Consider the following 23915-nt stretch of genomic DNA (forward strand, 5'->3'; position numbering starts at 1 on the left):
GTCTTACTTTGGCGCGCCGCTCCGTATCGGAAAGGTCCGCCTCAGTTCTTCTTCAGGAACTTGTCGATATTCGCAGGCGTGACCAGCTGGAACGGGATGTAGACCTTGTGCTCGACCTTCTCGCCCTTCGCCAGCTTGAGCGCTGCGTCAAGCGCGCCGGCGCCCTGGCCGGCTGCGTCCTGGAATACCGTCGCATCGAGGTCGCCCGCCTGCATCGCCGCAAGCGCGTCCTGGGTAGCATCGACGCCGCCGACGACAACCGACTTCATGTCGATGTTGGCGGCCTTCATCGCCTGGATGGCGCCGATGGCGCTTTCGTCATTATTGGCGATGACGCCGTCGAACGGCTTGCCGGTCGACAGCCAATTGGTCATCAGATTCTGCGCTTCTTCGCGCTTCCAGTTCGACGTCTGCTTGTCGATGATCTTGATGAAGCTGCACTCCGGCGTGGCGATCACGTCGTCAATGTCCTTGGTGCGCTGCACCGCTGCCTGGTTCGACAGCTCGCCCATGATCACATAGACGTTGGCTTCAGTCTTGCCGGCCTCCTTGAACAGGCGGCAGACCTCCTTGGTCTCAAGCGTGCCGGAATCGGCTTCGTTCGAGGCGACGAACGCCTGGTTTTCGGGCAGCGTGTCGACGTTGACCGGCTCGCGATTGACATAGACCAGTGGAATCTTGGCAGCGGCGGCTGCGTCCGACATCGCCTGGGTGGCCGAGGTGTCGACCGGGTTGACGATGATGGCGTCGACGCCCGAGGCGGCGAAGTTCTTGATCTGGTCGAGTTGCTTGGCGACGTCGTTCTGCGCATCCTCCACCTGCAGCTCGACGCCGTCCATGCCCTTGGCCTGCTCAATCATGCCGTTGCGCAGCACGGTGAGAAAATTGTCGTCGAACAACGCCATCGACACGCCGATCTTGGCAGCAAAGGCGGACGAACTCATCAGCGCCGCGAACGCGACGCCCAAAAGCAGTTTTTTCATTTTATTTCTCCTCCACATTGGTGTCCGGCTGCACCGATCTACCCGGAATCCCCGATCTCGCAGGGAATTCTCTCCCGATTGCCATTTTCAGTTCCGGAAGGCATTTGCCTGAAACAGATCTTCCGGAACGAAAGAACCAAAATGCTCAGTTGGTGAAATATTTATTCCATTTCGCGTGGGCGTCAAGCGAGATTTCGCTATGAGGAATGGATTTTCGGCATTTCGAGCGCTTCTAGACGGACGCTAACGCAAGCCAGGCCTGAAAGCGTTCTGATAGATTACATCATGTCTGCCGCCGATGACCGCGACGTCAGATGTTTTCCGGCAGATAAATGTCGAAGGGCAGAAAGGTCTGGCCCGGCGCATTCGCAGCGCCGGTCTCGATGGCATGCGCCATCAGCCCGACAAGCTCGCGGCAAAGCGCTGCCAGTGGCGTTGAGATCACCATCGTCAGGAAATTGTCTGCCAGCGCCGCGCGGGAGTCGGGCGTGATCTCGTTGCAGACGACCGCCGGCATCTCAGCCGGCTTTGCCTCTCTCAGCGCCGAGATCGCGCCTTCCATGCCGCCACCGGCGACATAGCAACCGGCGAGATCGGGGTGGCCGGCCAGAAGCTCGATCATTGCATCATGCGTGATCTGGTTCGCTTCCAGATTGACCAACGTCTCGAGGAGAGTGAATTCCGGCGCCTGCTCGCGAAAGAAGGAGCGAAAACCGATCTCGCGAAGCTCATGGCCATGGAAGCGATGGCTGCCGACGAAGAGGGCAACCTTGCCAGGTCTCTTCGCAGCCTTCGAGATCATCCAGGCAGCGGTGCGGCCGACCTTGCGATTGTCGAGGCCGACATAGCCCTCGCGAATACCGGACGCAAAGTCGGAAAGCAGGGAGAACACCGGTACACCATTGGCTTTGAGAGCCTCGACGGCGACCGTCAGCGTCGGGTGATCAGGCCCGACCAGGGCGACGGCCCTGGATTTGGCGGCCAGCTTGCGCATCCGCTCGACGATCTCGTCCGGCGCCAGCGAAGCGGCGAAGTCGATGGTGGCCACGCCGCGAAAGCGCGGCGACTGCGATACCGCCAGTTCAAGCTCGCGGGCAAATTCACTGTAGAAGACGTCCTCCCGCCTCAACAGCAGGAACCCGAGCCGGTATTCGGGCAATTCATGGCGCATCCGCTGCTTGATCAATCCGGCTGCGTGATAGCCGATGCTGGTCGCCGCTTCATAGACGCGGCGTGCGGTTTCCTCGCGCACTGGCAAGCGGTTGTTCAGCACCCGGTCGACGGTGGCAACGCTGACCCCCGAAATGCGTGCCAGGTCGGTGATCGTCGGCCGTTTCGCCATCGCTGCCTCGCTCTACTGTCCGGCTCCTTTTACACCATTCTGATGGAAAATGATAGAAACTATCTTTGTGATATTGAGCCTATCAGGGCTCGGCGTTATTTTGAACGCTGACCGAATATGATCGAGGCCTCCGCCATGGTGGATATTGGACTCCGAACCGGGAATACGAGCTCCGCAGCAGCGTCCCGACGCGACTACAGCCTGATCGGCCGCGACGCGAAGCTCGCCGTCGAGAGCGGGCTGGCGGCGGCCGAGTGGTATCACACCGACGTGCCGCGCAAGCAGATGAAGGAGCTGATGCAGCGCTCCGACGGCCCGGCAATCCGCGATACCATCATCTGGCTCGGCGCCTTAGTCCTGAGCGGCGCCGGCGCCGTCTGGTTCTGGGGCAGTTGGTGGTGTGTGCCGTTCTTCTTCGTCTACGGCGTCCTCTACGGTTCCTCCACCGATTCACGCTGGCACGAATGCGGCCACGGCACCGCTTTCAGGACGCAGTGGATGAACGACGTGGTCTATCAGGTCGCCTGCTTCATGATCATGCGCAACCCGGTGACCTGGCGCTGGAGCCACACGCGCCATCACACTGATACCATCATCGTCGGCCGCGATCCGGAGATCTCGGTCATGCGGCCGCCCGATCTGCTGCGCGTCGTTCTCAACTTCGTCGGTATTCTCGATGCCTGGCATGCGATGAGCGACATGCTGCGCAATGCAGCCGGCATCATCAGCCCGGCCGAAGGAACATTCATTCCCGACCAGGAGCAGCCGAAGGCAATCCGCATTGCCCGCATCTGGACGACAATCTATGCCGCGACCATTGCGCTGGCGCTCTACACGGGCTCGTTCCTGCCGCTGATGCTGGTCGGTCTGCCCAGGCTTTACGGTGCCTGGCATCATGTCATGGTCGGCCTGCTGCAGCATGGCGGCCTGGCCGAAAACGTCACCGATCACCGGCTCAACAGCCGCACCGTCTACATGAACCCGATAAGCCGCTTCATCTACTGGAACATGAACTACCACGTCGAACATCACATGTTTCCCATGGTGCCCTATCATGCGCTGCCCAGGCTGCATGAACTGATCAAGCACGATCTGCCGGCGCCGACGCCGTCCATCCTGGCCGGCTACCGCGAGATGATACCGGCTTTCCTGCGCCAGCTGCGCAATGAGGATTATTTCATCAAGCGCGAACTGCCGCCGACGGCGAGGCCCTATCGCGAGGACTTCCACAGGGATAACGCTGCCGCTGCTGTGGCTGCCGAATGACAAGCCCATGCCGAGGGCGCCAAGAATTGGGGGAGGCGTAAATGAGCGACTGGGTCGAGGCCTGTGACGCCGGGGACATCGACGAAGAGGACGTGATGCGCTTCGACCATGGCGGCCGCACCTTCGCCGTCTACCGCAGCCCCGACGACGAGTATTTCGCCACCGACGGGCTTTGCACGCATGAGAAGGTGCATCTGGCGGACGGGCTGGTGATGGACGATATCATCGAATGCCCGAAGCATAATGGCCGCTTCAATTACAAGACTGGGGCTGCCAGGGGCGCGCCGGTCTGCGTCGATCTAAGAACCTATCCGGTCAAAGTCGACGCCGGCAAAGTCCTTGTCCGGATCGGTTGATGATGACGAAGGGAATGGTCATCATCGGCGCCGGCGAATGCGGCGGGCGCGCCGCCCTTGCGCTGCGCGAGCTCGGCTATGATGGCCCGGTGACGCTGGTCGGCGACGAGCCGCATCTGCCCTATGAGCGGCCACCGCTGTCGAAAGACGCGATGGTCGCCGACTCGCCCCTGCTCAAGGCGATCGCCAGCGAGGCGGTCCTGGCCGAAAGATCGATCAGGCATATCCATTCGGTCCAGGCGGTGGCGATCGACCGCGCGGCGCATGTCGTGCGCCTCTCGGACGGTTCCGTCCTGGCCTACGAGAAGCTCCTGCTGGCGACCGGTTCGGTGCCGCGCAAGCTGCCGATGCCGGGCCTTGGCGGGCGCTGCGTCTACCTCCGGACCTTCAACGACGCGCTGGCCATTCGCGCCCATCTCAGCGCCGGAAATCGCATCGCCATCATTGGCGGCGGCTTCATCGGGCTTGAGCTTGCCGTGGCGGCACGCAGACTGGGTGCGGCGGTCACAGTTATCGAGGCGCAGCCGCGCATTCTGATGCGCGGCGTGCCGGCCGAGATCGCCGAGATCATCCATCAGGCGCATGAAGCCGAAGGCGTCAAAATCCTGTGCGGCGAGGGCATCGCCGCCATTGCCGATGACGGCGCCGAAGTGCGCATCACGCTTGCCGGTGGACACGACATTGTCGCCGATCTTGCCGTGATCGGCATCGGCGCCGTGCCGGTGACCGGACTTGCCGCGGAAGCAGGGCTGACGATCGACAATGGTATCGCCGTCGACGCCGAGCTTCGCACCAGCGACCCGGACATCTTTGCCGCCGGCGATTGCTGCTCGTTTCCGCTCGCCTTCTATGGTGGCCGGCGCGTGCGGCTCGAAGCTTGGCGCAATGCGCAGGAGCAGGGCGCGCTCGCCGCAAAAAACATGCTTGGCGCCGGCGAGGCCCATGCGGCGGTGCCGTGGTTCTGGTCGGATCAGTACGGCCTGACCTTGCAGATCGCCGGCCTGTCGGACGAAGGCCGCAGCATTGTGCGCCGCGATCTCGGCGACGGCGCCTTCATCCTGTTCCACCTCGCCGAGGACGGCAGGCTGGTTGCGGCAAGCGGCATTGGCCCCGGCAACGCGATCGCGCGCGACGTAAGGCTGGCCGAGATGCTGATTGCAAAGCAGGCAAAGCCGGCGCCGGAAGCGCTGGGCTCGCAGACCGTGAAGTTAAAGTCGCTGCTGGCGGCTTGATCCGCCGCGTGGATAGTTGGCCGAACGCGTTCGGCTAAAACAGCGCCTTCAGCTCCGGCAGCTTGTCGTTGACCAGCCAGCCATAGTAATTTTCCTCCGGCAGCTTTTCCGGCTCGCCCGCAGCGCGGCGCTTGTCGTTCTCGGCCTTCAGCGCATAGGCACGCTGTTCGGGGTTGCCGACATTGTAGAGCGTCGACGTGATGCCGGGATTGCCTGAGATGTCGAAGCCGGCAATGCTTTCATAGGCGTCGATCGACTTCCTGATCGTCGCCGCGACATAAGGCAGTGTCAGGTCAGGGTCCATGATTGTCTTGTAGACCGCGTTCGGGTCGCCGACGTCGAGCTCCGGCAGGCCGGAAACCTTGTGCACGAGGTCGCTCATCTGCAGTGCCGTCAGCGGATTGAGCTGGCCAAGGCCAAAGGTCTGGCCGGCATAATAAGGCTGGAAGAAAGTGGCGCCGAAGCGGTCGTTGGGAAAGCTCTCGCCGTTGACGGTTTTGCCGCGGAACGACCGGTTCCACACCTGTTCGCGGCACTCCCACAGATCGTAGCTGTCGGACTTCCCTGCGCATTTCGCAAATTGCGGCCGTTGCACGAAATCGGTGATGTCCTCGCCATCATAGGCAAAGGAGAGCTTGCTCGACAGGTACGAGATCGCCTTCACGTAATAGGTCTGCAGCCGGTCATAGGCATCGACATTATAAGTATGCTCGCCGACGACGGCTCCAACGATATGCATTGGGTCGATGCCATAGGCCGCGGCTGCCTGCTTGATCTTGCCGCGCAGTTCGGCATCGTTCTGGAGCAGCGCAAAGACTTTTCGGTATTTCGCCTGGAACGTGGTGTTGGTCGCCTGGGTGCGCCGGCTCGATGCGCCCGGTATGTCGGGTTGCTCGGTGTTGCGGTTGCCCGGCGGCACCATCGTTGCCGCTTGCGCGGCGAACATGGCTGCCGCCAGCGTCAGCCCCAAAATGACGAGGATCAGTTTTTTCATGCGCCGCCGCCCAAATAATCGCCGGCAAACTAGGTAATGCTCCACCGGGAGTCGAGAGACGCCTGCACCGGACGGGACGAAAGCTTGCCGGATGCTTCCATTTGGCCACACATCGGGAATGCCGGGCCGAATTAGGCGGAGACCGGGAGCAATTCCCCGGCCTCTTCGAGAATGAAGCGTCTCCTACAGGATGAAACGCGACAAGTCCGTGTTTCTGGAGAGGTCGCCGACATGCTTCTCGACATAGGCGGCATCGATGGTCACCGAGGTGCCGTTACGGTCCGGCGCGTCATAGGAGATGTCGTCAAGCACCCGTTCCATCACCGTCTGCAGCCGCCTGGCGCCAATGTTCTCGACGCTTGCGTTGAGGTCCACGGCGATGCCGGCCAACGAATCGATCGCGTCGTCGGTGAAGACCAAGTCGACGCCTTCGGTCTTCATCAGCGCGATATACTGCTTGATCAGGCTGGCTTCGGTCTCTGTGAGGATGCGGACGAAATCGTCCTTCTCCAGCGCCCGCAGCTCGACGCGGATCGGCAGGCGGCCCTGCAATTCCGGCAGCAGGTCGGAGGGCTTGGCGACGTGGAACGCGCCCGAGGCGATGAACAGGATGTGGTCGGTCTTCACCGGTCCGTATTTGGTCGCAACCGTGGTGCCTTCGACCAGCGGCAGCAGGTCGCGCTGCACGCCTTCACGCGAAACGCCGGCACCGATGCCGCCTTCGCGCGAGGCGATTTTGTCGATCTCGTCAAGAAAGACGATGCCGTCGTTCTCGGTCGATTCGAGTGCCCTGCGCACCACTTCGTCCTGATCGAGCAGCTTGTCGGACTCGTCGCCGATCAACAGCCCGTAGGACTCCTTGACCGTCGTCTTGCGCAACTTGGTCTTCTTGCCACCCATCGCCTTCGACAGCATGTCGTTGATATTGAGCACGCCGATATTGGCGCCCGGCATGCCGGGGATCTCGAAGCCGGGCATGCCGCCATTGCCGGTATCGGCCACTTCGATCTCGATCTCCTTGTTGTCGAGCTCGCCGTCGCGCAGCTTCTTGCGGAAACTGTCGCGGGTGGCCGGGCTTGCCGTCTTGCCGACGAGGGCTTCGAGCACCCGTTCCTCGGCGTTGATGTGGGCTCGCGCCTTGACGTCCTCGCGCATCTTCTCGCGCACCAGCCCGATGGCGATCTCGACCAGATCGCGGATGATCTGCTCGACATCGCGGCCGACATAGCCGACCTCCGTAAACTTGGTGGCTTCGACCTTGACGAAAGGCGCACCGGCAAGGCGTGCCAGGCGGCGCGATATCTCGGTCTTGCCGACACCGGTCGGGCCGATCATCAGGATGTTCTTCGGCATCACCTCTTCGCGCATCTGGCCCTCGAGCTGCTGGCGGCGCCAGCGGTTGCGCAAGGCAATCGCCACGGCACGCTTGGCGTCTTTCTGGCCGATGATGAAGCGGTCGAGTTCCGAAACGATTTCGCGGGGAGAGAAGGTGCTCATGTCACTAAATTCCACTTTGCCACTGCCGAATGGACTCGAACGGATGCAGCAGCATGATCACGTTGAGTGTCAGATTGTCCCGGATGAGATAGCCGACACCGAATTCGAAGATGAGGGCGAGGGTTACGATCACCCATATAGGAAGCCTTCGCGCCATGACAAACCCCAGCACCATTGCCAGCGTGTCCGACACCGAATTGATGATGCTGTCGCCATAATAGTCGAGCGAGATCGTGCCGGCGCGATAGCGATCGATGATGAAAGGGCTGTTCTCGAGCAGCTCCCAGCCGCCCTCTATCACCACCGCAAAGGCCAGCCTGAGCCCGATCGGCGAGCGCGGGAAAAGAAACCACGCCAGCGCATAGAAAAGGAAGCCGTGAATGATGTGCGAGAAGCTGTACCAGTCGGAAATATGCTGGGAATTCTCGGAGCTCTGCACGATGCCGTGCCACAGCTTGACGTAGCCGCAGGTACAAATCGGCGTCCGCCCCATGCCGTAGAGGACCCCGGCCTGGAAGATGACCAGGCCGAGAACCAGCAGAAGCCCCATTCGCCAGCTGTCTTCGTAGGCCGAGACGGTTTTGTCGCTGGAAACGCTCATGCTGCTATTGCCCCTCTTCTGTGTCACCCTGTTCGGCATCACCCTCTGGGGCATCAATCGCCATCAGCACGGCATCGCCATATTCCGACTTCCTGCGATCGATAGCCCTGAAACCGGCCTTTTCATAGGCTCGGATAGCCCGTGCATTGGCTGGGTCCGGATCGATGATGACGCGCGGCGCCCCTTCCTCGAAAAGCTGCTCGACGAACTGCCGGACGATCGCCGAGCCATGGCCGATCCCGACAAGCTCCGGCACGCCGATCGACAGATCGATGCCGAGCGTGCCGAACGGCTGGTCGCTATAGGGATGGCCATCCTCCAGATGTGGATCGTAGCTCTGCAGATAGCCGATGGGTTTGCCGTCGAGCTCGACAATCAGCGGCTCGACCGAAATGCTGTCGATATGTTCGCGGATCTCCGCGATCTCGGTCTCTGGATCGTTCCACCATTCGGCGACATGCGGCTCGGCAAGCCAGCCGGCGATCATCGGCAGGTCCCTCTGGGTCACCGGCCGAAAACCATAGCGGAGGCTCCGCTCAGGCGGCATCGAGGGTTTCGACGACGAAGCTGTTGTTGGTGTAGACGCAAATGTCTGATGCGATCTGCATCGCCTTGCGGGCGATCTCCTCTGCGCCCTTGTCGCTATCCATCAAGGCGCGTGCCGCTGCCAGCGCGTAATTGCCGCCCGAGCCGATGGCCATGACGCCAAATTCGGGCTCCAGCACGTCGCCGGTGCCGGTCAGTGCCAACGACACCGACTTGTCGGCCACCAGCATCATCGCTTCCAGCCGCCGCAAATAGCGGTCGGTGCGCCAGTCCTTGGCGAGCTCCACGCAGGCGCGTGTCAGCTGGTCGGGATATTGTTCGAGCTTGGCTTCGAGCCGCTCGAGCAGAGTGAAGGCGTCGGCGGTGGCGCCGGCGAAACCAGCGATGACGTTGCCGCCCTTGCCGATGCGGCGCACCTTCTTGGCGTTGCCTTTCATGATGGTCTGGCCGAGGCTGACCTGGCCGTCGCCGGCGATCACCACTTTGCCGCCCTTGCGCACGGTCAGGATGGTCGTGGCATGCATGGTCAGTTCATTCGACATTTTCCGCTCCGATAAGCACCGATCCCATCAAGGCGATCGGCGCGTTACGAGTGACTTGATCGGCCATATGTATGCATAGGCCGGACGATTGCAAACCGGCCATCCGCCGGGCCGGACTGTGCTCCGCAGCGGTAACTGGCAATCGCCGGACCATGCTGCTAGAAGGCTTTCGTTTTCAGGCATGTGAACGCCTGAATCATGCAAATCTGAGACAAGGATGAGGTCATGGCGCCCCGTTCCGCCGAGATAAGCCGCAAGACCAAGGAAACCGACATCTCCGTGTCGGTCCAGGTCGACGGCTCGGGCAAATCCGACATTTCGACGGGCGTCGGCTTCTTCGACCATATGCTGGACCAGTTGTCGCGCCATTCGCTGATCGACATGACCGTGAAGGCCAAGGGCGACCTGCACATAGACGACCACCACACGGTCGAGGATACGGGCATCGCGCTCGGCCAGGCGCTGGCCAAGGCATTGGGCGAGCGGCGCGGCATCATGCGCTACGCCTCGATCGATCTCGCCATGGACGAAACGCTGACGCGGGCGGCAATCGATGTCTCCGGCCGGCCTTTTCTGGTCTGGAATGTTTCATTCTCGTCGCCGAAGATCGGTACGTTCGACACCGAGCTGGTGCGCGAATTCTTCCACGCGCTGGCGCAGAATGCCGGCATCACGCTGCATGTCACCAATCATTACGGCGCCAACAACCACCACATCGCCGAGACCTGCTTCAAGGCCGTGGCGCGTGCGTTGCGTTCGGCACTTGAGCGCGACCCGCGCCAGCCGGATGCGGTTCCCTCCACCAAGGGATCCCTGAAAGGATAGCGTCATGGCCATCTATATCGTGATGGAGCCGCCAGGCCGCAGCGAAAGCGTGGACACTACCTTTATCCGTGACGGCTTTGCCTGGCTCGGCTTCCTGGTGCCGCCGCTGTGGCTGGCGTGGCACCGGCTGTGGGTCGAGGCGGCATTGGGCTTTGTCGCCATGGGCCTGCTCTCGATGCTGGGCGAAAGGCTGGGCCTCGAAACAACCGGCTCGCTTTTATCCCTGCTTGTCATGCTCTTTATCGGACTGGAAGGGCAGGGCTTGCGGATCGCTGCCCTGCGCCGTCGCGGCTGGCATGAATGGGGCGTGGTCGAGGCCGACAGGCTCGACGACGCCGACGTCCGCTATGCATTGGAAGCCGAAGCCCAGTCGGATGAACAACCGCCGGTGCAACGCATCGTGCCGGACGCAGCACTTGCCCGGCCGGCGCAGATGGGCATGGCGCTGGGGCTGAACCATATTCCGGGAAAGCCCTGAGATGAGGGTCGCGATCATCGACTACGGGTCGGGCAATCTGCGCTCGGCCACCAAGGCCTTCGAGCGTGCCGCGCATGAAGCCGGCATTGCCGCCGCGATCGAACTCACCGCCGATGCCGAGCGGGTCAGGACCGCCGACCGCATCGTCCTGCCGGGCGTCGGTGCCTATGCCGATTGCGCCGCTGGACTGCGTGCGGTCGCCGGCATGTGGGAAGCGGTGGAGGATGTGGCGATCGCCAAGGCTCGGCCGTTCCTCGGCATCTGCGTCGGCATGCAGCTGATGTCGGAGCGAGGCCTGGAAAAGACCGTCACAAAGGGCTTTGGCTGGATCGCAGGCGACGTCAAAGAAATCACGCCGGCCGATCCGACACTGAAGATCCCGCAGATCGGCTGGAACACGATTGACCTGAAGCGCAAGCATCCGCTGTTTTCCGGCATTGCAACGGGCGGCAAGGGACTGCACGCCTATTTCGTTCATTCCTACCATCTCGACGCACGGAAGGAGGATGAGGTGCTGGCGGTTGCCGACTATGGCGGCCCGGTAACGGCCGCTGTCGCCCGCGACAATCTCGCCGGAACGCAATTCCACCCCGAGAAGAGCCAGGCGCTTGGCTTGGCGCTGATCACCAATTTCCTAGGCTGGAGGCCCTGAACCATGAGCAAGAAGGGCTATTGGATGGCAATGGTCGATGTCCACGATCCTGAGATCTACAAGCAGTACATCGAGGCCAATGCCGCGGCTTTCGCGAAATACGGCGCGAAGTTCCCGGTGCGCGCCGGGCGGTATACCAGCCCGGAAGGACCGACAGGCAATCGTCACGTGCTGGTGGAATTCGAATCCTATGAAAAGGCGATGGAATGCTACGGCTCGCCTGAATACCAGGAGGCCTTGAAATACAGGCTCGCCGGCTCGACCGGCCACTTTGTCATCGTCGAAGGCGCCTGAAGGTGTTTTTGTTTCCGGCGATAGACCTCAAGGACGGCAAATGCGTGCGCCTCAGGCATGGCGACATGGCGACCGCGACGATCTACAATGACGATCCCGCGGCTCAGGCGCGCGCCTTCGAAGAGCAGGGCTTCGAATGGCTGCACGTCGTCGACCTCAACGGCGCCTTCAAGGGCCAGAGCGTCAACAGCGCTGCGGTCGGCGCCATCCTCACGGCGACGAACAATCCGGTGCAGCTCGGCGGCGGCATCCGCACTCTGGCGCAAATCGAGGACTGGCTCGACCGTGGGCTGGCCCGCGTCATTCTTGGCACCGTGGCGGTGCGCGATCCGGATCTGGTCAGGCAGGCGTGCAAGGCGTTCCCGGGCAAGATCGCCGTCGGCATCGACGCCAAGGGCGGCAAGGTCGCGGTCGAAGGCTGGGCCGAGGCATCGAGCCTCGGCGTCATCGAACTGGCGAGGAAATTCGAAGGCGCCGGCGTTGCTGCCATCATCTACACCGACATCGATCGCGACGGTGTGCTGGCAGGCATCAACTGGGACGCCACCATCGATCTCGCCGAGGCGGTTTCGATCCCGATCATCGCCTCGGGCGGGCTCGCCTCGATCGCCGACATCGTGCGCATGACCATGCCCGATGCGCAGAAGCTCGAAGGCGCGATCTCCGGCCGCGCGCTCTACGACGGCCGCATCGATCCGGCCGAGGCACTGGCGATCCTGCGCGGCAAGCCGATGGCAGGGGCGTCATCATGAAAGTCTCGATTATCCTCGCCCCCTATGACAGTGGGCGCTATCATGAAGGGTGTGGCCAGGGGCCGGCCGCCATCATCGGCGGTGGGGTCGTCGAAGCCCTGACCGTGGCTGGCCATGACGTCGCCGTCGAAGATATCGGCAAGGTCGGAGACGAGCAGGGGCGCGAAATTGCAACCGGCTTCGCCGTCTGCAACGCCGTCGCGACCAAGGTTAACCTCGCCCGCGATGGAGGACGCTTCCCCATTATCCTTGCTGGAAATTGCCTGACCGCCGCCGGTGCGGTCGCCGGCGAAGTTGCGGATTCGATCATCTGGATCGACCAGCATGGCGATCTCAACACGCCGGAGACGTCCGCCTACGGCTTTCTCGACGGCATGGCGCTGGCGGCGACGCTCGGGCTCTGCTGGCGTCCGATGGCGGCAGCGATTCCGGGGTTCCGGCCGATAGACCCGGCGCGCTGCATGCTGGTCGATGCCCGCGACCTCGATCCCGACGAAAAGCGCCTGCTGGAAACTTTGCCGATCGTGCGCACCGAATGTGCCGGTGCACTCGATAGAGTCGGAAAGCTCACAGCGGCAGGGGCCGTCCAAGCACATCTGCATCTGGACCTGGATGTCCTCGATCCGGATGTGTTGCAGGTGAACCGCTACGCGCATCCGGGCGGCCCGAGCCCGGAACAGCTACGGCAGCTTGCCTGCGGACTGGCCAGGTCAATCCCGATCGTCGGCGTGACGCTCTCGGCCTACGACCCGGCTGTTGATTCCCAGGCCGAGGTTCCGCCCGTCGTCGGCCAGCTGCTTGTCGATTTTCTTGCGGAGATCGAGAGGATCTGATGCTGAAAGCCCGCGTCATCCCCTGTCTCGACGTCAAGAACGGCCGCGTCGTCAAGGGCGTCAATTTCGTCGATCTGGTCGATGCCGGCGATCCCGTCGAAGCGGCAAAAGCCTATGATGCGGCCGGCGCCGACGAGCTCTGCTTTCTCGACATCACCGCCTCGTCGGAAAACCGCGAGACCATTTTCGATGTCATCGCCCGCACCGCCGAACAATGTTTCATGCCGCTGACCGTTGGCGGTGGCGTCCGTCAGGTCGCCGACATCAGGAAGCTGCTTTTGGCCGGCGCCGACAAGGTGTCGATCAATACGGCGGCGGTGAAGACCCCAGATTTTGTCGCCGAGGCTGCCGACAAATTCGGCAACCAGTGCATCGTCGTCGCCATCGATGCCAAGAAAGTGTCCGCTGCGAGCGAGGCTGATCGCTGGGAGATATTCACCCATGGCGGCCGCGAGAAGACCGGCATCGATGCCGTCGAGTTCGCTCGGCGAGTGGTCGATCTCGGCTCCGGCGAGATCCTGCTGACATCGATGGACCGCGACGGCACCAAGGCCGGCTACGACATAGCCCTAACCCGCGCGGTCGCCGACGCCGTACGCGTGCCGGTTATCGCTTCCGGCGGCGTCGGCACGCTCGACCACCTGGTCGAAGGCATTCGCGATGGCCATGCCGGCGCGGTGCTGGCGGCGTCGATCTTCCATTTCGGCACCTACAGCATCGCCGAGGCCAAGCTGCATATGGCTCAGGCCGGACTGCCGATGCGGCTGGACTCGCCGGGTAATCGGTCCTAGAGCCTTTCCGGCTAAGAAGAGGCTGTAAACGCCGTCATGACTGAGTTCTCACTCTCCGATCTGGAGAAGATCATTGGCGAACGCGCACGCTCCGGCGATCCGGATTCGTGGACGGCCAAGCTCTTTCAGCGCGGCATGAGCAAGGCAGCGCAGAAACTCGGCGAAGAGGCGGTCGAAACGGTGATCGCAGCCGTCAGCGCCGATAGGGCCGCGCTTGTTTCGGAAAGCGCCGATCTCATTTATCATTGGCTTGTCGTTCTTGGCGTAGCGGGCATTCCGCTGAGCGATGTGCTCAACGAGCTTGAACGCCGCACCGGTCGTTCGGGCATCGCCGAAAAGGCGTCTCGGCTGGACCGGGGCTGATCGCTGCGGAGGAACTCGATGGACCAGCTCGCTCCTACCGAGAAGTATTCACCCTATCGTTTCTTCTCGGCCGAGCAATGGTCGCGGTTCCGCGCCGATACGCCGATGACGCTGACCGCAGACGAGATCCATCGTCTGCGGTCGCTGAACGATCCGGTCGATCTCCACGAGGTCGAGCGCATTTACCTTTCGATGTCGCGGCTGTTGTCGGCTCATGTCGAAGCCAGTCAACTCTTGTTCAGGCAACGCCAGGTCTTCTTCAACGCGCTGGACGTGGCCAAGACACCGTTCATCATCGGCATTGCCGGTTCCGTGGCGGTCGGCAAATCGACCACGGCGCGCGTCCTAAAGGAGCTGCTGGCGCGCTGGCCGTCGAGTCCCAAGGTCGACCTGGTCACCACCGACGGTTTCCTGCTGCCGAACGAAGTCCTGCGCCGCAACAATCTGATGGAGCGCAAGGGCTTTCCCGACAGCTACGACGTCGGCGCGCTGCTGCGCTTCCTGTCCGGCATCAAATCGGCGCAGCGTAACGTCCGCGCGCCAGTCTATTCGCACCTGACCTATGACGTCATTCCGGGCGAGTTCCAGACCATTGACCGGCCGGACATCCTGATTTTCGAAGGCATCAATGTCCTGCAGCCGGGCAAGTTGCCGAAGGACGGCAAGATCGTGCCTTTCCTGTCGGATTTCTTCGACTTCGCCATCTATATCGATGCCGAGGAGGCGCTGATCCATCACTGGTATATCGCCCGCTTCATGCGGCTGCGCGAAACCGCCTTCCGCGACCCGGCTTCCTTCTTCCATCGCTATTCGCAACTTTCCGAGGATGCGGCCCGCGCCATCGCCGAGGGCCTGTGGACCAACATCAATCTGAAGAATTTGCGCGAGAATATATTGCCGACCCGCGCCCGAGCCGATCTCATCCTGCGCAAGGGCGCCAACCATCTGGTCGAGGAAGTGGCGCTCCGAAAACTTTGAAATCCTGAGGCATTCCTTAAAGTCATCTTAACCCAGTCTTCCTATTGTCGGGCTTGATCTGCGGGCTCGGCAAACAATGAATGCGCCATTCCTAAATATTGATCGGCCGGCAGCTGGCCGCGCGGCACATCCGGGCAGCGGCGCCGCAACGATTGCCCTGATCGTGCCGGTCCACAATGAGGAAGGCGCAATTGCTCCATTCCTGAAGGCCGTGTGTGAAAGCACTGCTCCGCTGAAGGACAAAGGCGTTGCCCTCGAGTTCATCTTCGTCAACGACGGCAGCAGCGATACGACGCTCGAAAAGCTGATCGAAGCTCAACAAACCGATCCACGCATCCACATAATCGACCTTTCGCGCAATTTCGGCAAGGAAGCCGCGATGACCGCGGGGCTCGACAGCTGCGATGCCGATGCAGCGATTCCGATGGATGTCGATATGCAGGATCCGCCGCATGTCATTCCGCTGCTTGTGGAAAAGTGGCGCGAGGGTTTCGAGGTCGTTCTGGCCAAGCGAGCCAACCGGTCGAGCGACAGTTTTCTCAAGCAGCGCTCCGCCTCGATGTTCTACCGCGTTCACAACTGGATCGCGCAGCAGAAGATCCCGCACGATGTCGGCGACTTCCGTTTGATCGACCGTCAGGTCATCCAGGCGCTGCGGTCTTTGCCCGAACGCCGTCGTTTCATGAAGGGCCTGTTCGCCTGGGTCGGGTTCCGCACCGCAAGCATCGAATATGTCCGCGATCAGCGCATCGCCGGCCAGTCGAAATTCTCCGGCTGGAAGCTGTGGAACTTCGCGCTCGAAGGCATTACCAGCTTCTCCACCGCTCCGCTTGAAATCTGGACCTATGTCGGCGCAACGATTTCCGCACTGTCGTTCCTCTACGGCCTGCTGATCGTCGCCAAGACAATGATCTTTGGCGTTGATGTTCCCGGCTACGCCTCGCTGCTGGTCAGTGTTCTTTTCCTTGGCGGCATCCAGTTACTCGGCATCGGCATCATCGGACAGTACCTCGGCAGGGTCTACGCCGAGATCAAGCAGCGTCCGATCTACATTGTGCGCCGCAAATATGAGGGAATGAGCTGATGGAGCTCGACGCCTACCGACAGATGGCCGCCACCGAAGACGAGCATTGGTGGTTCTGCGGGCGTCGCGCCATCGCAGAGGCGGTCATTCGCAGCATCGACCTGCCCGAAAAGGCGCGCATCGTCGAGATCGGCGCCGGCACCGGCGGCAACATCAGGATGCTGGAGCAGTTCGGCGCCGTGACGGCAGTCGAGATGAGCGATCTCGCGCGCAGGATTGCCTGGGAAAAGACCGGCCGCGACTTCCTTGCCGGATATCTGCCGGACAACATTCCTGTCGCGCCGCAAAGCTGCGACCTGGTTTGCCTGTTCGACGTGCTGGAACATGTCGCCGAAGACGAGGCATCGCTTGCCGCGATCCGCCAAATGCTGAAACCGGGCGGCAGCGTCGTCCTCACGGTGCCCGCACACCAATGGTTGTGGAGCACGCATGATGTGGGGCTGCATCATATGCGGCGCTATTCGCGCAATCTGCTGCGTGAACGAATTGAAAGGGCTGGCTTCAGGATCGACCGGCTGAGCTACACAAATGCCGCACTCTTTCCTGTAGCGGCACTGGCACGGCTGGTGGACAGGTTGCGCACGTCGGCCTTGCCAGCCGGCCATGCAACGCCGCCGAAACCACTGAATGCGGCGATGAAGGCAGTGTTTTCGGCGGAAGGCCGCATCATACCAAATGCAAGCCTGCCCTTCGGTGTTTCGCTGCTGGCGGTATTCCGCAAGGACGACGCCGTCGAAACCGGTCGCCTCGACGAGAAATTGGCTGCTTGACCGCGTAATGGGCAGCGGCTCGTATCGTCGACTATCGCGCTTTGCGCTAATTGGCATCGCGTCGACGCTGATCTATGCCGTTTGTGCTTTCCTACTGTCGCGTGGACAGGCAACGGCGGCCCTGCCGGCGGCGCTCACATCGTTTGCGGCCTACGCCGTCGCCGCGCTGTTCTCCTACACCGGGCATAAATATTTCACCTTTACCTCGGGCGGCAGCCACGCGATGGAATTGCCCCGCTTCCTCCTGCTCACCGCTTCCGGTCTCGCCGTCGCGATCGCCCTGCCGGGCCTTTTGACCCAGATGCTCGGCGTCCCGGCCGCAATCCCGATCCTGCTCACCTGCATTGCCGTGCCGGTCATCAACTATGTCGTCCTCGGGCGGTGGGTGTTTCGTGGTCTCTAGCGCGCGATCCCTCAGTGAACTGCTGCCCGGCGCCAACCGTTTCTCGCCGTTTGCGGGTGTAGCGGGTGCTCCGTTGCTGCTGGCCTGCCTGGTCGTCACATACGCCGTCTGGCTATTTACCGTTGCAATTCCGACCAATGTCGACGTGTCATGGCTTCTGGTCGTCTGTGACCGCCTGCTTGGCGGAGAGCGGCTCAACACGGACATCATGGAGACCAACCCACCGTTCTCGATCTGGCTCTACATGCCGTTCATGCTCCTGGAAAAGCTCACCGGCATACGTGCGGAATTCTGGCTGACGCTTGGCATCGTTTGCCTGAGCCTGGCCAGTCTTTTCATTTCCGTCCGCATTTTCGCGCGCGATGAACCGGTTTACCGGCAGCCCCATGCGCTGTGGGCGGCAGCGGCGGCCCTGTTTTCGATCCTCTGTTTCATGCCGGATCAATTCGGCCAACGCGAGCACTTCGCGATGATTGCCATTTTGCCCTGGGTGGCGTTGCAATGCACACGTCAGCGGACCCCGGATTTCAGCGCGGGCTCGCCCCTGGAGCACATGGTCGCGGGCCTCGGCGCGGCGGTCGGGGTCATGGTCAAGCCGCCCTATTTTGCGCTGGCCTTCATGTTGCCGTCACTCTGTCTTGCGGTTGAAAGGCGGTCGCTGAAACCGCTCTTCGTCGTGGAGAACGTGCTTGGCGCTGCGATCGTGGCCGCCTATGTCGCGTCCATCGCGCTCTTCGACCGCGCTTACGTCAGCGACGTCCTGCCCTTGGTCAGGGAGGTCTATCTTCCGTTGAGGGCCTCTGCCGCCGATATGCTGGCAAACTGGCCGAAAGTGGTGCTGCTTCTGGCCGCCGCCACCGTGCTTGTGGCCGGCGGCCTGAGACAGACGAGCTGGGACGTCAGGATTCCGCTTCTGACCGCACTGGGGTTCATTCCGGCCTTCATCATCATGGGCAAGGGTTGGCCCAATCACGCCCTGCCGATGGTCGTTGTTGCAGCACTTGCATTTGGCATCCAGCTTGTGCGGTTCGGCACATTCCGCAGTGCAGGCTTCGTTCGTAAGGCCGCCCTGATCTTCGGTTGCGTGCTGGTGCTGCAAATAGCGGTCAGGGCACAGTACGCGGCGCTGACGGCGGACGACGGCCCGATCGCCCGGTCTGTCGCCGCGATCCGCTCGACGGTCGAAACCCCGACCATCATGTCGATTGCCGACCAGATGCAGGTTGCCCATCCCCTCGCCAGGCTGGTCGGCGGCAGGTTCATATCACGCCATCCGAGCGCCTGGACGGTCTCCAACGCGGACACGCTCGCCCGCGTCACCAGCGATCTCGAACGGAGACGGGAACTTGAAAGCATCCGCGATCGGGTGATCGGCGAATACGCCGCGGAGGTATCAGCGAAGAAGCCCGATATCGTGCTGTCAGGCTCGCGGGCGTGGACTGCCCTGATGCTGCAGGACAAGCGGATCGCTGCCGCTTTGGCCGACTATCGTCTGCTGCACGCCGAGCCGGAAATTACTGTCTATCTTCGTTACACTGCGCCCGCGCCGCTCCAAACCGATTGAGCAGAAGCCCCCGGAAAACCATGACACGGCTGGATCCAATCGCTCCTCTGGACGACATATGGCTCGATCTCGAGAGCCTCGGTGCAACTTCATGAGCGTCTCGAACGACATTGGCGGCTTGAGCCGCTGGCGCGGCCGGGATATCGCAGCGTCGCTGCTTCCTAGCCGCAATGTCCTGGCCATTGCCGCAGTCACCGTCTTCTCGATCGTCTGGCAGCGGCGTTGGGGGACTGTTCCCGATACCAGCTGGCTGATCACGGTCTGCGAGCGTATGCTGTCCGGTGAGCGGCTTTACTCGCAAATCTATGAGACCAATCCTCCATTCAGCGTCTGGCTCTATCTGCCACCAGTGGCTGCGGCCAGAATGCTGGGCACGGCCCCGGAAATCCTGGTTGAGGCCTGGACTTACCTTGCCGTGCTCGTCGGACTTTCGCTCTCGGGAGTGATCGTCAAGCGCGCGGGTTTCACCGAAACTGCATCATTGTTTGCACTGGGGCCAGCGTTTTGCGCAATGTTGGTGGTCTTCCCCGGCAATGCCTTCAGCGAGCGGGAGCATATCGGCATGGCGCTTTTCATGCCGCTGCTTGCGCTCCATGCGTGGCGTGCCCGCAGAGATGCAGCTGCCCAACCAGGCCCGGGGCTTGCCGTACTCGCCGGCCTGTCGGGCAGCATTTTGCTGCTGGTCAAGCCCTACTATGCGATCATGGTGTTGGCGCCGGCGCTGGTCGTTGCAGTGCGCCGGCGCAGTCTGAAATCGATCTTCGCCCTGGAACACTGGGTCATTGCCGGCATCTGCATTGTCTATCTCAGCACGGTCACGCTGATCCATCCGGAATTCCTGCGTGACGTCTATCCCCTCTTGGCGGATGTTTATGGAAAGATCGGCATCTTTTGGCCGATTGTGATCGGCTACGGTTTCTCGTGGTGTTTCCTTGTCTTCCTGATCTGGTGGCTGTGGCCTGCCAGGCGGTTTCCAGAGCTGGCGGCGGTAGCGTTGGCGGCATCGATCGCCGGCATGTTTCCCCTATTCTACCAAGCGAAAGGCTGGTCTTATCATGCCTATCCCGCGATCTTTTGCGCCGTGGCAGCCATTTTCTGCCTGCTGGCGGTGCCCAGGATCGTGCAGCAGCCGTCGAAGCTGTTGGCGTTCGTGACGGCTCCTTCGCGAGCATGGGCACTGGCGGCGGTGGCAATCGCTTTCTTGCCGTACTGGAGCACCCAGAAACCAGGGCCAGCGCTGATTGCCACCATTCGCGCCGCCACCGATCGGCCGACCGTAGCGTTGGTCAGTTCGGATATTTCCTCGGGACATCCGTTGAACCGTATGATCGATGGGCAGTTCGTTTCGACCCACGTCAGCGATTGGCTTGGAGCGTTCGCACTTTCCCTGTCCCGGCAGGCAGCCCTCTCGGGTGACACCGCCGAAGCCACGCGTTACCAGGCCATCATGGCGCGTTACGTCGAAAGCAAACGCGAAGAATTCGCGCGTCTGCGTCCGGATGTCGTCGTCTTCAAGAAAAACAACACAATGTGGACAAGCCAACTGATGGGGCGTTTTGGCTTTGACGCCCACCTGGCGCACTACCGCATTCTCGTCGAGGACGAGACCGAGCGCATCTATCTGCGCGACGATTATGTCCGCCCGGGTCACCGGCCACCCGAACAGCCTATTTCGGCATCGTCACCCGTCGCAGTGTCAGATTGATGCGGCCGCCACTCCTGAGCAATGCCGATGTCGACGGGTAGATGCGGTCGACGCCGTGAAAGCAGAGCCGCCCTTCGCCGCCAAGCACGACGACGTCGCCGCTTTTCAACCTGAACGATTTGGTGGCGCCGTCGCGCGTGTTCTGGCCGACCCGGAACAGGCAATCGTCGCCGAGCGAGACCGAGACGACAGGCGCGGAGAAATCGCTCTCGTCGCGATCCTGGTGAAGACCCATCTTGGCATCCTGCGAATAGAAATTGACCAGGCAGGCCTCCGGCGGGTGCGCATAGCCGGATACGTCCCGCCACAGTTCGAGCAGTATCTCCGGGATCAGCGGCCAAGGCCTTCCGGTCACCGGATGGGTCGGCTGATAGCGGTAGCCGTGCTCCCTGTCGGTGACCCAGCCCAGCGGGCCGCAATTGGTCATGCGCACGCTCATCTCCTTGCCGGTACGTGGCATCGCCGGCACGAACAGCGGGGCCTCTTGCACGACCTCCCTGATATCTTCCACCAGCACTTCCTGCATGGCGCGCGACAGGTAGCCGGGCATATGGCGGACGCCTTTGGGCAGTACGAGCATCGCGTCGCTTGATCCGTTGGTCTGGAAAATCAGAATGCCACCGTCAAATGAAAACGGCGACCCGAAAGCCGCCTCCGACGCTGGCTGCGCGCTTTAACCGGCGATCTGGGATCCGAAGCCGCTTCGGCTGTCAGTCATCCCCGACCCGGCCGCGCAGTTTCTTGATCGAACCGCGCCCCGCCTTGGTCTTCAGCCGTCTTTCGACCGCGCCCTTGGACGGCCTGGTCTTCTTGCGCGGCGGCGGCGGTGGTTCGGCGGCCTTGGCGACCAGTGCCGTCAGCCGCGCCCGGGCGTCCGCCCGGTTCTGCTCCTGCGTGCGGAAGCGTCCGGCTTCGATGACGATGACGCCGTCCTTGGTGGCGCGCTGGCCGGCAAGCTTGATGGTCCGTTCGCGCACACGCTCCGACAGGCCTGGAGCATTGGCGGCATCGAAGCGCAATTGCACCGCCGTCGCCACCTTGTTGACGTTCTGGCCGCCCGGGCCCGACGAACGGATGAAGTCCTCGTGCAGGTCGCCCGGATTAATCACCGCATCGTCGTTAATGATGATTTTCTCGTCGGCGTTCATGCCGCAGTCATGGCGCGGCAGGCGAAAAAAGAAAAGGCCCGATCGAAGCCGGGCCTTGAAACGTCGCCGACAGCGACAGCTATTCCGCGGCCACCTGCATGCGTGGTGCAGCGCCGAGCACGGTGGCGTCGACATGGGCTTCGAACTTTTCGAAATTGTCGACGAACATGCCGACCAGCCTTGCCGCCTGCCGATCGTAGGCGGGTTTGTCGATCCAGGTCGATCTCGGGTCGAGAATCGCGCGGTCGACGCCGGCAACTGTCACCGGTACGTCAAAACCGAAATTGGCGTCGGTCCGGAAGTCGGCCGCTTTCAGCGAGCCGTCGAGCGCTGCCGCAAGCAGCGCCCGCGTTGCCTTGATCGGCATCCGCTTGCCGGTGCCGTAGGCGCCGCCGGTCCAGCCGGTATTGACCAGCCAGCAATCGACACCGTGGCGGGCGATGAGCTCGCGCAGCAGATTGCCGTATTCCGATGGATGCCGCGGCATGAACGGTGCGCCGAAGCATGTCGAAAATGTCGCTTCGGGCTCGGTAACGCCCTTCTCGGTCCCCGCCACCTTGGCGGTATAGCCGGAGAGGAAATGGTACATAGCCTGCGCCGGGGTCAGCCGCGCGATCGGCGGCATCACACCGAATGCGTCGGCGGTCAGCATGATGATGTTTTTCGGGTGGCTGGCGCGCCCCGTCTTGCTGGCGTTGGGAATGAAGTGGAGCGGGTAGGCGCAGCGCGTGTTTTCGGTCAGCCCGCCATCGTCGAAATCCGGCACGCGACCGGCGTCGAGTGCGACATTCTCCAGCACCGTGCCGAAGCGCTGGGTGGTGGCGAAGATCTCCGGCTCGGCTTCGGCCGAAAGCTTGATCGTCTTGGCGTAGCAGCCGCCTTCGAAATTGAAGATGCCGTGCGGTCCCCAGCCATGCTCGTCATCGCCGACCAGCGTGCGCGACGGGTCGGCCGACAACGTCGTCTTGCCGGTCCCGGAAAGGCCGAAGAAAACGGCCGCGTCGCCCGCGGGCCCTTCATTGGCCGAGCAATGCATCGGCATCACGCCTTTTGTCGGCAGCAGATAGTTGAGTACGGTGAACACCGACTTCTTCATCTCGCCGGCATAGGAGGTACCGCCAATCAACACGATCATGCGCGAAAGATCGACGGCAATCACCGTTTCGACGCGCGTGCCGTGGCGGGCGGGATCGGCGCGGAACGACGGCAGGTCGATGATCGTCAAACCGGGCATGAAATGCTCGAGTTCGGCGGCTGCCGGCCGGATGAGCAGATTGCGGATGAACAAGGAATGCCAGGCAAGCTCCGTGATCACCCTGGTCGGCAGCTTCAGTTCCTCGTCGGCACCGCCGACCAGGTCCTGCACATAAAGGTCCCTTTCAGCGGCATGGGCGCGAAAATCGGCAAGCAGCGTATCGAATTGCCCCGGCGAAATCGCTTTGTTGTTGTCCCACCATACATGCGGCGCGGTGCTTTCGTCGCGCACCACGAATTTGTCCCTGGGCGAGCGGCCGGTGTGCTGTCCGGTTTCGGCGGCAAGCGCGCCATGCGCGGTGAGTCGGGCCTCGCCACGGCGGATTGCCTCCTCGTAGAGCGCGGCCGCGCCGAAATTATAGCGCACCACGCCCGTGGTTCTCAGGCCGATCCGACCGATTGCACATGCAGGATTGCGTTTGCCGGCTTCCGACATGGGTGTCCCTTCTTCGATTTACCGCGTCTTTACCGGCGAATTCCGGAACCCCATTGCAGGAGCTAAAAACGTCAAAACCAGAAAAGGCGAATGATATCAAATCATTAATCGATTTAAATATTTTGAAAGTTGTTTAAATCGTTTATATGTGCAAAAACACCGATGGTTGCCCAAAGGATTGGCGATGTTCATTCGTCCAATCCATGTCGAGGCACAATTGTGGCCG

At 61.9% G+C, this 23915-nt stretch carries 27 protein-coding genes; 17 read left to right on the forward strand and 10 right to left on the reverse strand.

Annotated features, from left to right (window positions below; translation table 11 throughout):
• Positions 1-41: 41 nt before the first annotated feature.
• Together NKI95_RS13025 and NKI95_RS13030 are read right to left on the reverse strand one after the other, a co-directional pair.
• Positions 42-983, reverse strand: coding sequence for a sugar ABC transporter substrate-binding protein (locus tag NKI95_RS13025; protein WP_352451673.1), 942 nt, complete (start codon positions 981-983; stop codon positions 42-44).
• 310 nt (positions 984-1293) lie between these two features.
• Complete coding sequence (locus NKI95_RS13030; protein ID WP_352717178.1) at positions 1294-2325, reverse strand: LacI family DNA-binding transcriptional regulator; 1032 nt, start codon at positions 2323-2325, stop codon at positions 1294-1296.
• A gap of 135 nt (positions 2326-2460) precedes the next feature.
• Between NKI95_RS13030 and NKI95_RS13035 the strand changes: the two genes are divergently transcribed.
• Genes NKI95_RS13035 through NKI95_RS13045 form a run of 3 tightly spaced genes read left to right on the forward strand, consistent with a single transcriptional unit; the run spans position 2461 to position 5179 of the window.
• Positions 2461-3591 (forward strand): fatty acid desaturase family protein, encoded by a 1131-nt coding sequence (locus tag NKI95_RS13035; RefSeq protein ID WP_352717365.1) that lies wholly within the window; start codon positions 2461-2463, stop codon positions 3589-3591.
• Positions 3592-3632: 41 nt separating this feature from the next.
• Positions 3633-3947 (forward strand): MocE family 2Fe-2S type ferredoxin, encoded by a 315-nt coding sequence (locus NKI95_RS13040; RefSeq protein ID WP_352464700.1) that lies wholly within the window; start codon positions 3633-3635, stop codon positions 3945-3947.
• 2 nt (positions 3948-3949) lie between these two features.
• Positions 3950-5179 (forward strand): NAD(P)/FAD-dependent oxidoreductase, encoded by a 1230-nt coding sequence (locus tag NKI95_RS13045; protein WP_352717367.1) that lies wholly within the window; start codon positions 3950-3952, stop codon positions 5177-5179.
• Between the two features lie 34 nt (positions 5180-5213).
• Here NKI95_RS13045 and NKI95_RS13050 read toward each other — a convergent pair whose 3' ends face one another.
• From NKI95_RS13050 to hslV, 5 genes are all read right to left on the reverse strand, one after another.
• Complete coding sequence (locus NKI95_RS13050; protein ID WP_352717180.1) at positions 5214-6173, reverse strand: DUF1402 family protein; 960 nt, start codon at positions 6171-6173, stop codon at positions 5214-5216.
• Between the two features lie 183 nt (positions 6174-6356).
• Positions 6357-7670 (reverse strand): ATP-dependent protease ATPase subunit HslU, encoded by a 1314-nt coding sequence (gene hslU, locus NKI95_RS13055; RefSeq protein WP_352464697.1) that lies wholly within the window; start codon positions 7668-7670, stop codon positions 6357-6359.
• A gap of 4 nt (positions 7671-7674) precedes the next feature.
• Positions 7675-8271 carry a DUF2585 domain-containing protein gene (locus NKI95_RS13060; RefSeq protein ID WP_254815925.1) on the reverse strand — a complete coding sequence of 199 codons (597 nt, stop codon included), beginning with the start codon at positions 8269-8271 and terminating at the stop codon, positions 7675-7677.
• 4 nt (positions 8272-8275) lie between these two features.
• Entirely contained in the window at positions 8276-8818 is a 543-nt protein-coding gene (locus NKI95_RS13065; protein WP_352717181.1) for a GNAT family N-acetyltransferase, read from the reverse strand.
• On the reverse strand, positions 8808-9359 hold the full coding sequence (gene hslV / locus NKI95_RS13070) for an ATP-dependent protease subunit HslV (protein WP_292660356.1): 552 nt from the start codon (positions 9357-9359) through the stop codon (positions 8808-8810). The genes NKI95_RS13065 and hslV overlap by 11 nt, the downstream gene beginning before the upstream one ends.
• 225 nt (positions 9360-9584) lie before the next feature.
• On the opposite strand from hslV, the gene hisB reads away from it, so the two are divergent.
• The 14 genes from hisB (at position 9585) to NKI95_RS13140 (ending at position 20851) form a co-directional block, all read left to right on the forward strand.
• Positions 9585-10184 carry an imidazoleglycerol-phosphate dehydratase HisB gene (gene hisB / locus NKI95_RS13075; protein ID WP_352717183.1) on the forward strand — a complete coding sequence of 200 codons (600 nt, stop codon included), beginning with the start codon at positions 9585-9587 and terminating at the stop codon, positions 10182-10184.
• 4 nt (positions 10185-10188) lie between these two features.
• A complete protein-coding gene (locus NKI95_RS13080; protein ID WP_352717184.1) occupies positions 10189-10662 on the forward strand; it encodes a DUF2628 domain-containing protein in 474 nt (157 codons plus the stop codon).
• A 1-nt stretch (position 10663) separates the two neighbouring features.
• Positions 10664-11314, forward strand: coding sequence for an imidazole glycerol phosphate synthase subunit HisH (gene hisH / locus NKI95_RS13085; protein ID WP_352717185.1), 651 nt, complete (start codon positions 10664-10666; stop codon positions 11312-11314).
• A gap of 3 nt (positions 11315-11317) precedes the next feature.
• Positions 11318-11608: a DUF1330 domain-containing protein gene (locus NKI95_RS13090; protein ID WP_352717187.1), complete on the forward strand. Its 291-nt coding sequence runs from the start codon at positions 11318-11320 to the stop codon at positions 11606-11608.
• 2 nt (positions 11609-11610) lie between these two features.
• Positions 11611-12360: a 1-(5-phosphoribosyl)-5-[(5-phosphoribosylamino)methylideneamino]imidazole-4-carboxamide isomerase gene (hisA, locus tag NKI95_RS13095; protein WP_352717189.1), complete on the forward strand. Its 750-nt coding sequence runs from the start codon at positions 11611-11613 to the stop codon at positions 12358-12360.
• A complete protein-coding gene (locus NKI95_RS13100; protein ID WP_352717191.1) occupies positions 12357-13193 on the forward strand; it encodes an arginase family protein in 837 nt (278 codons plus the stop codon). Before hisA ends, NKI95_RS13100 begins: the two co-directional genes overlap by 4 nt.
• On the forward strand, positions 13190-13984 hold the full coding sequence (gene hisF / locus NKI95_RS13105) for an imidazole glycerol phosphate synthase subunit HisF (protein ID WP_352717369.1): 795 nt from the start codon (positions 13190-13192) through the stop codon (positions 13982-13984). Before NKI95_RS13100 ends, hisF begins: the two co-directional genes overlap by 4 nt.
• 36 nt (positions 13985-14020) lie before the next feature.
• Positions 14021-14347 carry a phosphoribosyl-ATP diphosphatase gene (locus NKI95_RS13110; protein ID WP_292660336.1) on the forward strand — a complete coding sequence of 109 codons (327 nt, stop codon included), beginning with the start codon at positions 14021-14023 and terminating at the stop codon, positions 14345-14347.
• A gap of 18 nt (positions 14348-14365) precedes the next feature.
• Positions 14366-15325 (forward strand): type I pantothenate kinase, encoded by a 960-nt coding sequence (gene coaA, locus NKI95_RS13115; RefSeq protein ID WP_352717192.1) that lies wholly within the window; start codon positions 14366-14368, stop codon positions 15323-15325.
• Between the two features lie 76 nt (positions 15326-15401).
• Positions 15402-16409: a glycosyltransferase family 2 protein gene (locus NKI95_RS13120; protein ID WP_352717194.1), complete on the forward strand. Its 1008-nt coding sequence runs from the start codon at positions 15402-15404 to the stop codon at positions 16407-16409.
• The gene (locus NKI95_RS13125; protein ID WP_352717195.1) at positions 16409-17179 is read left to right on the forward strand and encodes a class I SAM-dependent methyltransferase; all 771 of its coding nucleotides are present in this window, start codon (positions 16409-16411) and stop codon (positions 17177-17179) included. The genes NKI95_RS13120 and NKI95_RS13125 overlap by 1 nt, the downstream gene beginning before the upstream one ends.
• Before the next feature lie 7 nt (positions 17180-17186).
• On the forward strand, positions 17187-17582 hold the full coding sequence (locus tag NKI95_RS13130) for a GtrA family protein (RefSeq protein ID WP_352717196.1): 396 nt from the start codon (positions 17187-17189) through the stop codon (positions 17580-17582).
• Complete coding sequence (locus tag NKI95_RS13135; protein WP_352717197.1) at positions 17572-19146, forward strand: hypothetical protein; 1575 nt, start codon at positions 17572-17574, stop codon at positions 19144-19146. Before NKI95_RS13130 ends, NKI95_RS13135 begins: the two co-directional genes overlap by 11 nt.
• A gap of 91 nt (positions 19147-19237) precedes the next feature.
• Positions 19238-20851, forward strand: a complete 1614-nt coding sequence (locus NKI95_RS13140; RefSeq protein WP_352717198.1) for a hypothetical protein — start codon at positions 19238-19240, stop codon at positions 20849-20851.
• On the opposite strand, the gene NKI95_RS13145 is transcribed toward NKI95_RS13140, so the two are convergent.
• The 3 genes from NKI95_RS13145 to NKI95_RS13155 form a co-directional block, all read right to left on the reverse strand.
• A complete protein-coding gene (locus NKI95_RS13145) occupies positions 20814-21431 on the reverse strand; it encodes an alpha-ketoglutarate-dependent dioxygenase AlkB family protein (RefSeq protein WP_352717199.1) in 618 nt (205 codons plus the stop codon). The two genes, NKI95_RS13140 and NKI95_RS13145, sit on opposite strands and share 38 nt — an antisense overlap.
• Positions 21432-21561: 130 nt before the next feature.
• Positions 21562-21999, reverse strand: a complete 438-nt coding sequence (arfB, locus tag NKI95_RS13150; RefSeq protein ID WP_352717200.1) for an alternative ribosome rescue aminoacyl-tRNA hydrolase ArfB — start codon at positions 21997-21999, stop codon at positions 21562-21564.
• 79 nt (positions 22000-22078) lie between these two features.
• Entirely contained in the window at positions 22079-23689 is a 1611-nt protein-coding gene (locus NKI95_RS13155) for a phosphoenolpyruvate carboxykinase (protein ID WP_352717201.1), read from the reverse strand.
• Positions 23690-23915 lie beyond the last annotated feature (226 nt).

It is taken from the genome of Mesorhizobium sp. M0306 (assembly GCF_040321655.1).
Classification (GTDB): domain Bacteria; phylum Pseudomonadota; class Alphaproteobacteria; order Rhizobiales; family Rhizobiaceae; genus Mesorhizobium.

What these genes read in the sequence shown, in the direction of transcription:
- NKI95_RS13025 (WP_352451673.1), bottom strand. Translation starts at nt 983, where the DNA reads ATGAAAAAACTGCTTTTGGGCGTCGCGTTCGCGGCGCTGATGAGTTCG.
- NKI95_RS13030 (WP_352717178.1), bottom strand. Translation starts at nt 2,325, where the DNA reads ATGGCGAAACGGCCGACGATCACCGACCTGGCACGCATTTCGGGGGTC.
- NKI95_RS13035 (WP_352717365.1), top strand. Translation starts at nt 2,461, where the DNA reads ATGGTGGATATTGGACTCCGAACCGGGAATACGAGCTCCGCAGCAGCG.
- NKI95_RS13040 (WP_352464700.1), top strand. Translation starts at nt 3,633, where the DNA reads ATGAGCGACTGGGTCGAGGCCTGTGACGCCGGGGACATCGACGAAGAG.
- NKI95_RS13045 (WP_352717367.1), top strand. Translation starts at nt 3,950, where the DNA reads ATGACGAAGGGAATGGTCATCATCGGCGCCGGCGAATGCGGCGGGCGC.
- NKI95_RS13050 (WP_352717180.1), bottom strand. Translation starts at nt 6,173, where the DNA reads ATGAAAAAACTGATCCTCGTCATTTTGGGGCTGACGCTGGCGGCAGCC.
- hslU (WP_352464697.1), bottom strand. Translation starts at nt 7,670, where the DNA reads ATGAGCACCTTCTCTCCCCGCGAAATCGTTTCGGAACTCGACCGCTTC.
- NKI95_RS13060 (WP_254815925.1), bottom strand. Translation starts at nt 8,271, where the DNA reads ATGAGCGTTTCCAGCGACAAAACCGTCTCGGCCTACGAAGACAGCTGG.
- NKI95_RS13065 (WP_352717181.1), bottom strand. Translation starts at nt 8,818, where the DNA reads ATGCCGCCTGAGCGGAGCCTCCGCTATGGTTTTCGGCCGGTGACCCAG.
- hslV (WP_292660356.1), bottom strand. Translation starts at nt 9,359, where the DNA reads ATGTCGAATGAACTGACCATGCATGCCACGACCATCCTGACCGTGCGC.
- hisB (WP_352717183.1), top strand. Translation starts at nt 9,585, where the DNA reads ATGGCGCCCCGTTCCGCCGAGATAAGCCGCAAGACCAAGGAAACCGAC.
- NKI95_RS13080 (WP_352717184.1), top strand. Translation starts at nt 10,189, where the DNA reads ATGGCCATCTATATCGTGATGGAGCCGCCAGGCCGCAGCGAAAGCGTG.
- hisH (WP_352717185.1), top strand. Translation starts at nt 10,664, where the DNA reads ATGAGGGTCGCGATCATCGACTACGGGTCGGGCAATCTGCGCTCGGCC.
- NKI95_RS13090 (WP_352717187.1), top strand. Translation starts at nt 11,318, where the DNA reads ATGAGCAAGAAGGGCTATTGGATGGCAATGGTCGATGTCCACGATCCT.
- NKI95_RS13100 (WP_352717191.1), top strand. Translation starts at nt 12,357, where the DNA reads ATGAAAGTCTCGATTATCCTCGCCCCCTATGACAGTGGGCGCTATCAT.
- NKI95_RS13110 (WP_292660336.1), top strand. Translation starts at nt 14,021, where the DNA reads ATGACTGAGTTCTCACTCTCCGATCTGGAGAAGATCATTGGCGAACGC.
- coaA (WP_352717192.1), top strand. Translation starts at nt 14,366, where the DNA reads ATGGACCAGCTCGCTCCTACCGAGAAGTATTCACCCTATCGTTTCTTC.
- NKI95_RS13120 (WP_352717194.1), top strand. Translation starts at nt 15,402, where the DNA reads ATGAATGCGCCATTCCTAAATATTGATCGGCCGGCAGCTGGCCGCGCG.
- NKI95_RS13125 (WP_352717195.1), top strand. Translation starts at nt 16,409, where the DNA reads ATGGAGCTCGACGCCTACCGACAGATGGCCGCCACCGAAGACGAGCAT.
- NKI95_RS13130 (WP_352717196.1), top strand. Translation starts at nt 17,187, where the DNA reads ATGGGCAGCGGCTCGTATCGTCGACTATCGCGCTTTGCGCTAATTGGC.
- NKI95_RS13140 (WP_352717198.1), top strand. Translation starts at nt 19,238, where the DNA reads ATGAGCGTCTCGAACGACATTGGCGGCTTGAGCCGCTGGCGCGGCCGG.
- NKI95_RS13145 (WP_352717199.1), bottom strand. Translation starts at nt 21,431, where the DNA reads ATGCTCGTACTGCCCAAAGGCGTCCGCCATATGCCCGGCTACCTGTCG.
- arfB (WP_352717200.1), bottom strand. Translation starts at nt 21,999, where the DNA reads ATGAACGCCGACGAGAAAATCATCATTAACGACGATGCGGTGATTAAT.
- NKI95_RS13155 (WP_352717201.1), bottom strand. Translation starts at nt 23,689, where the DNA reads ATGTCGGAAGCCGGCAAACGCAATCCTGCATGTGCAATCGGTCGGATC.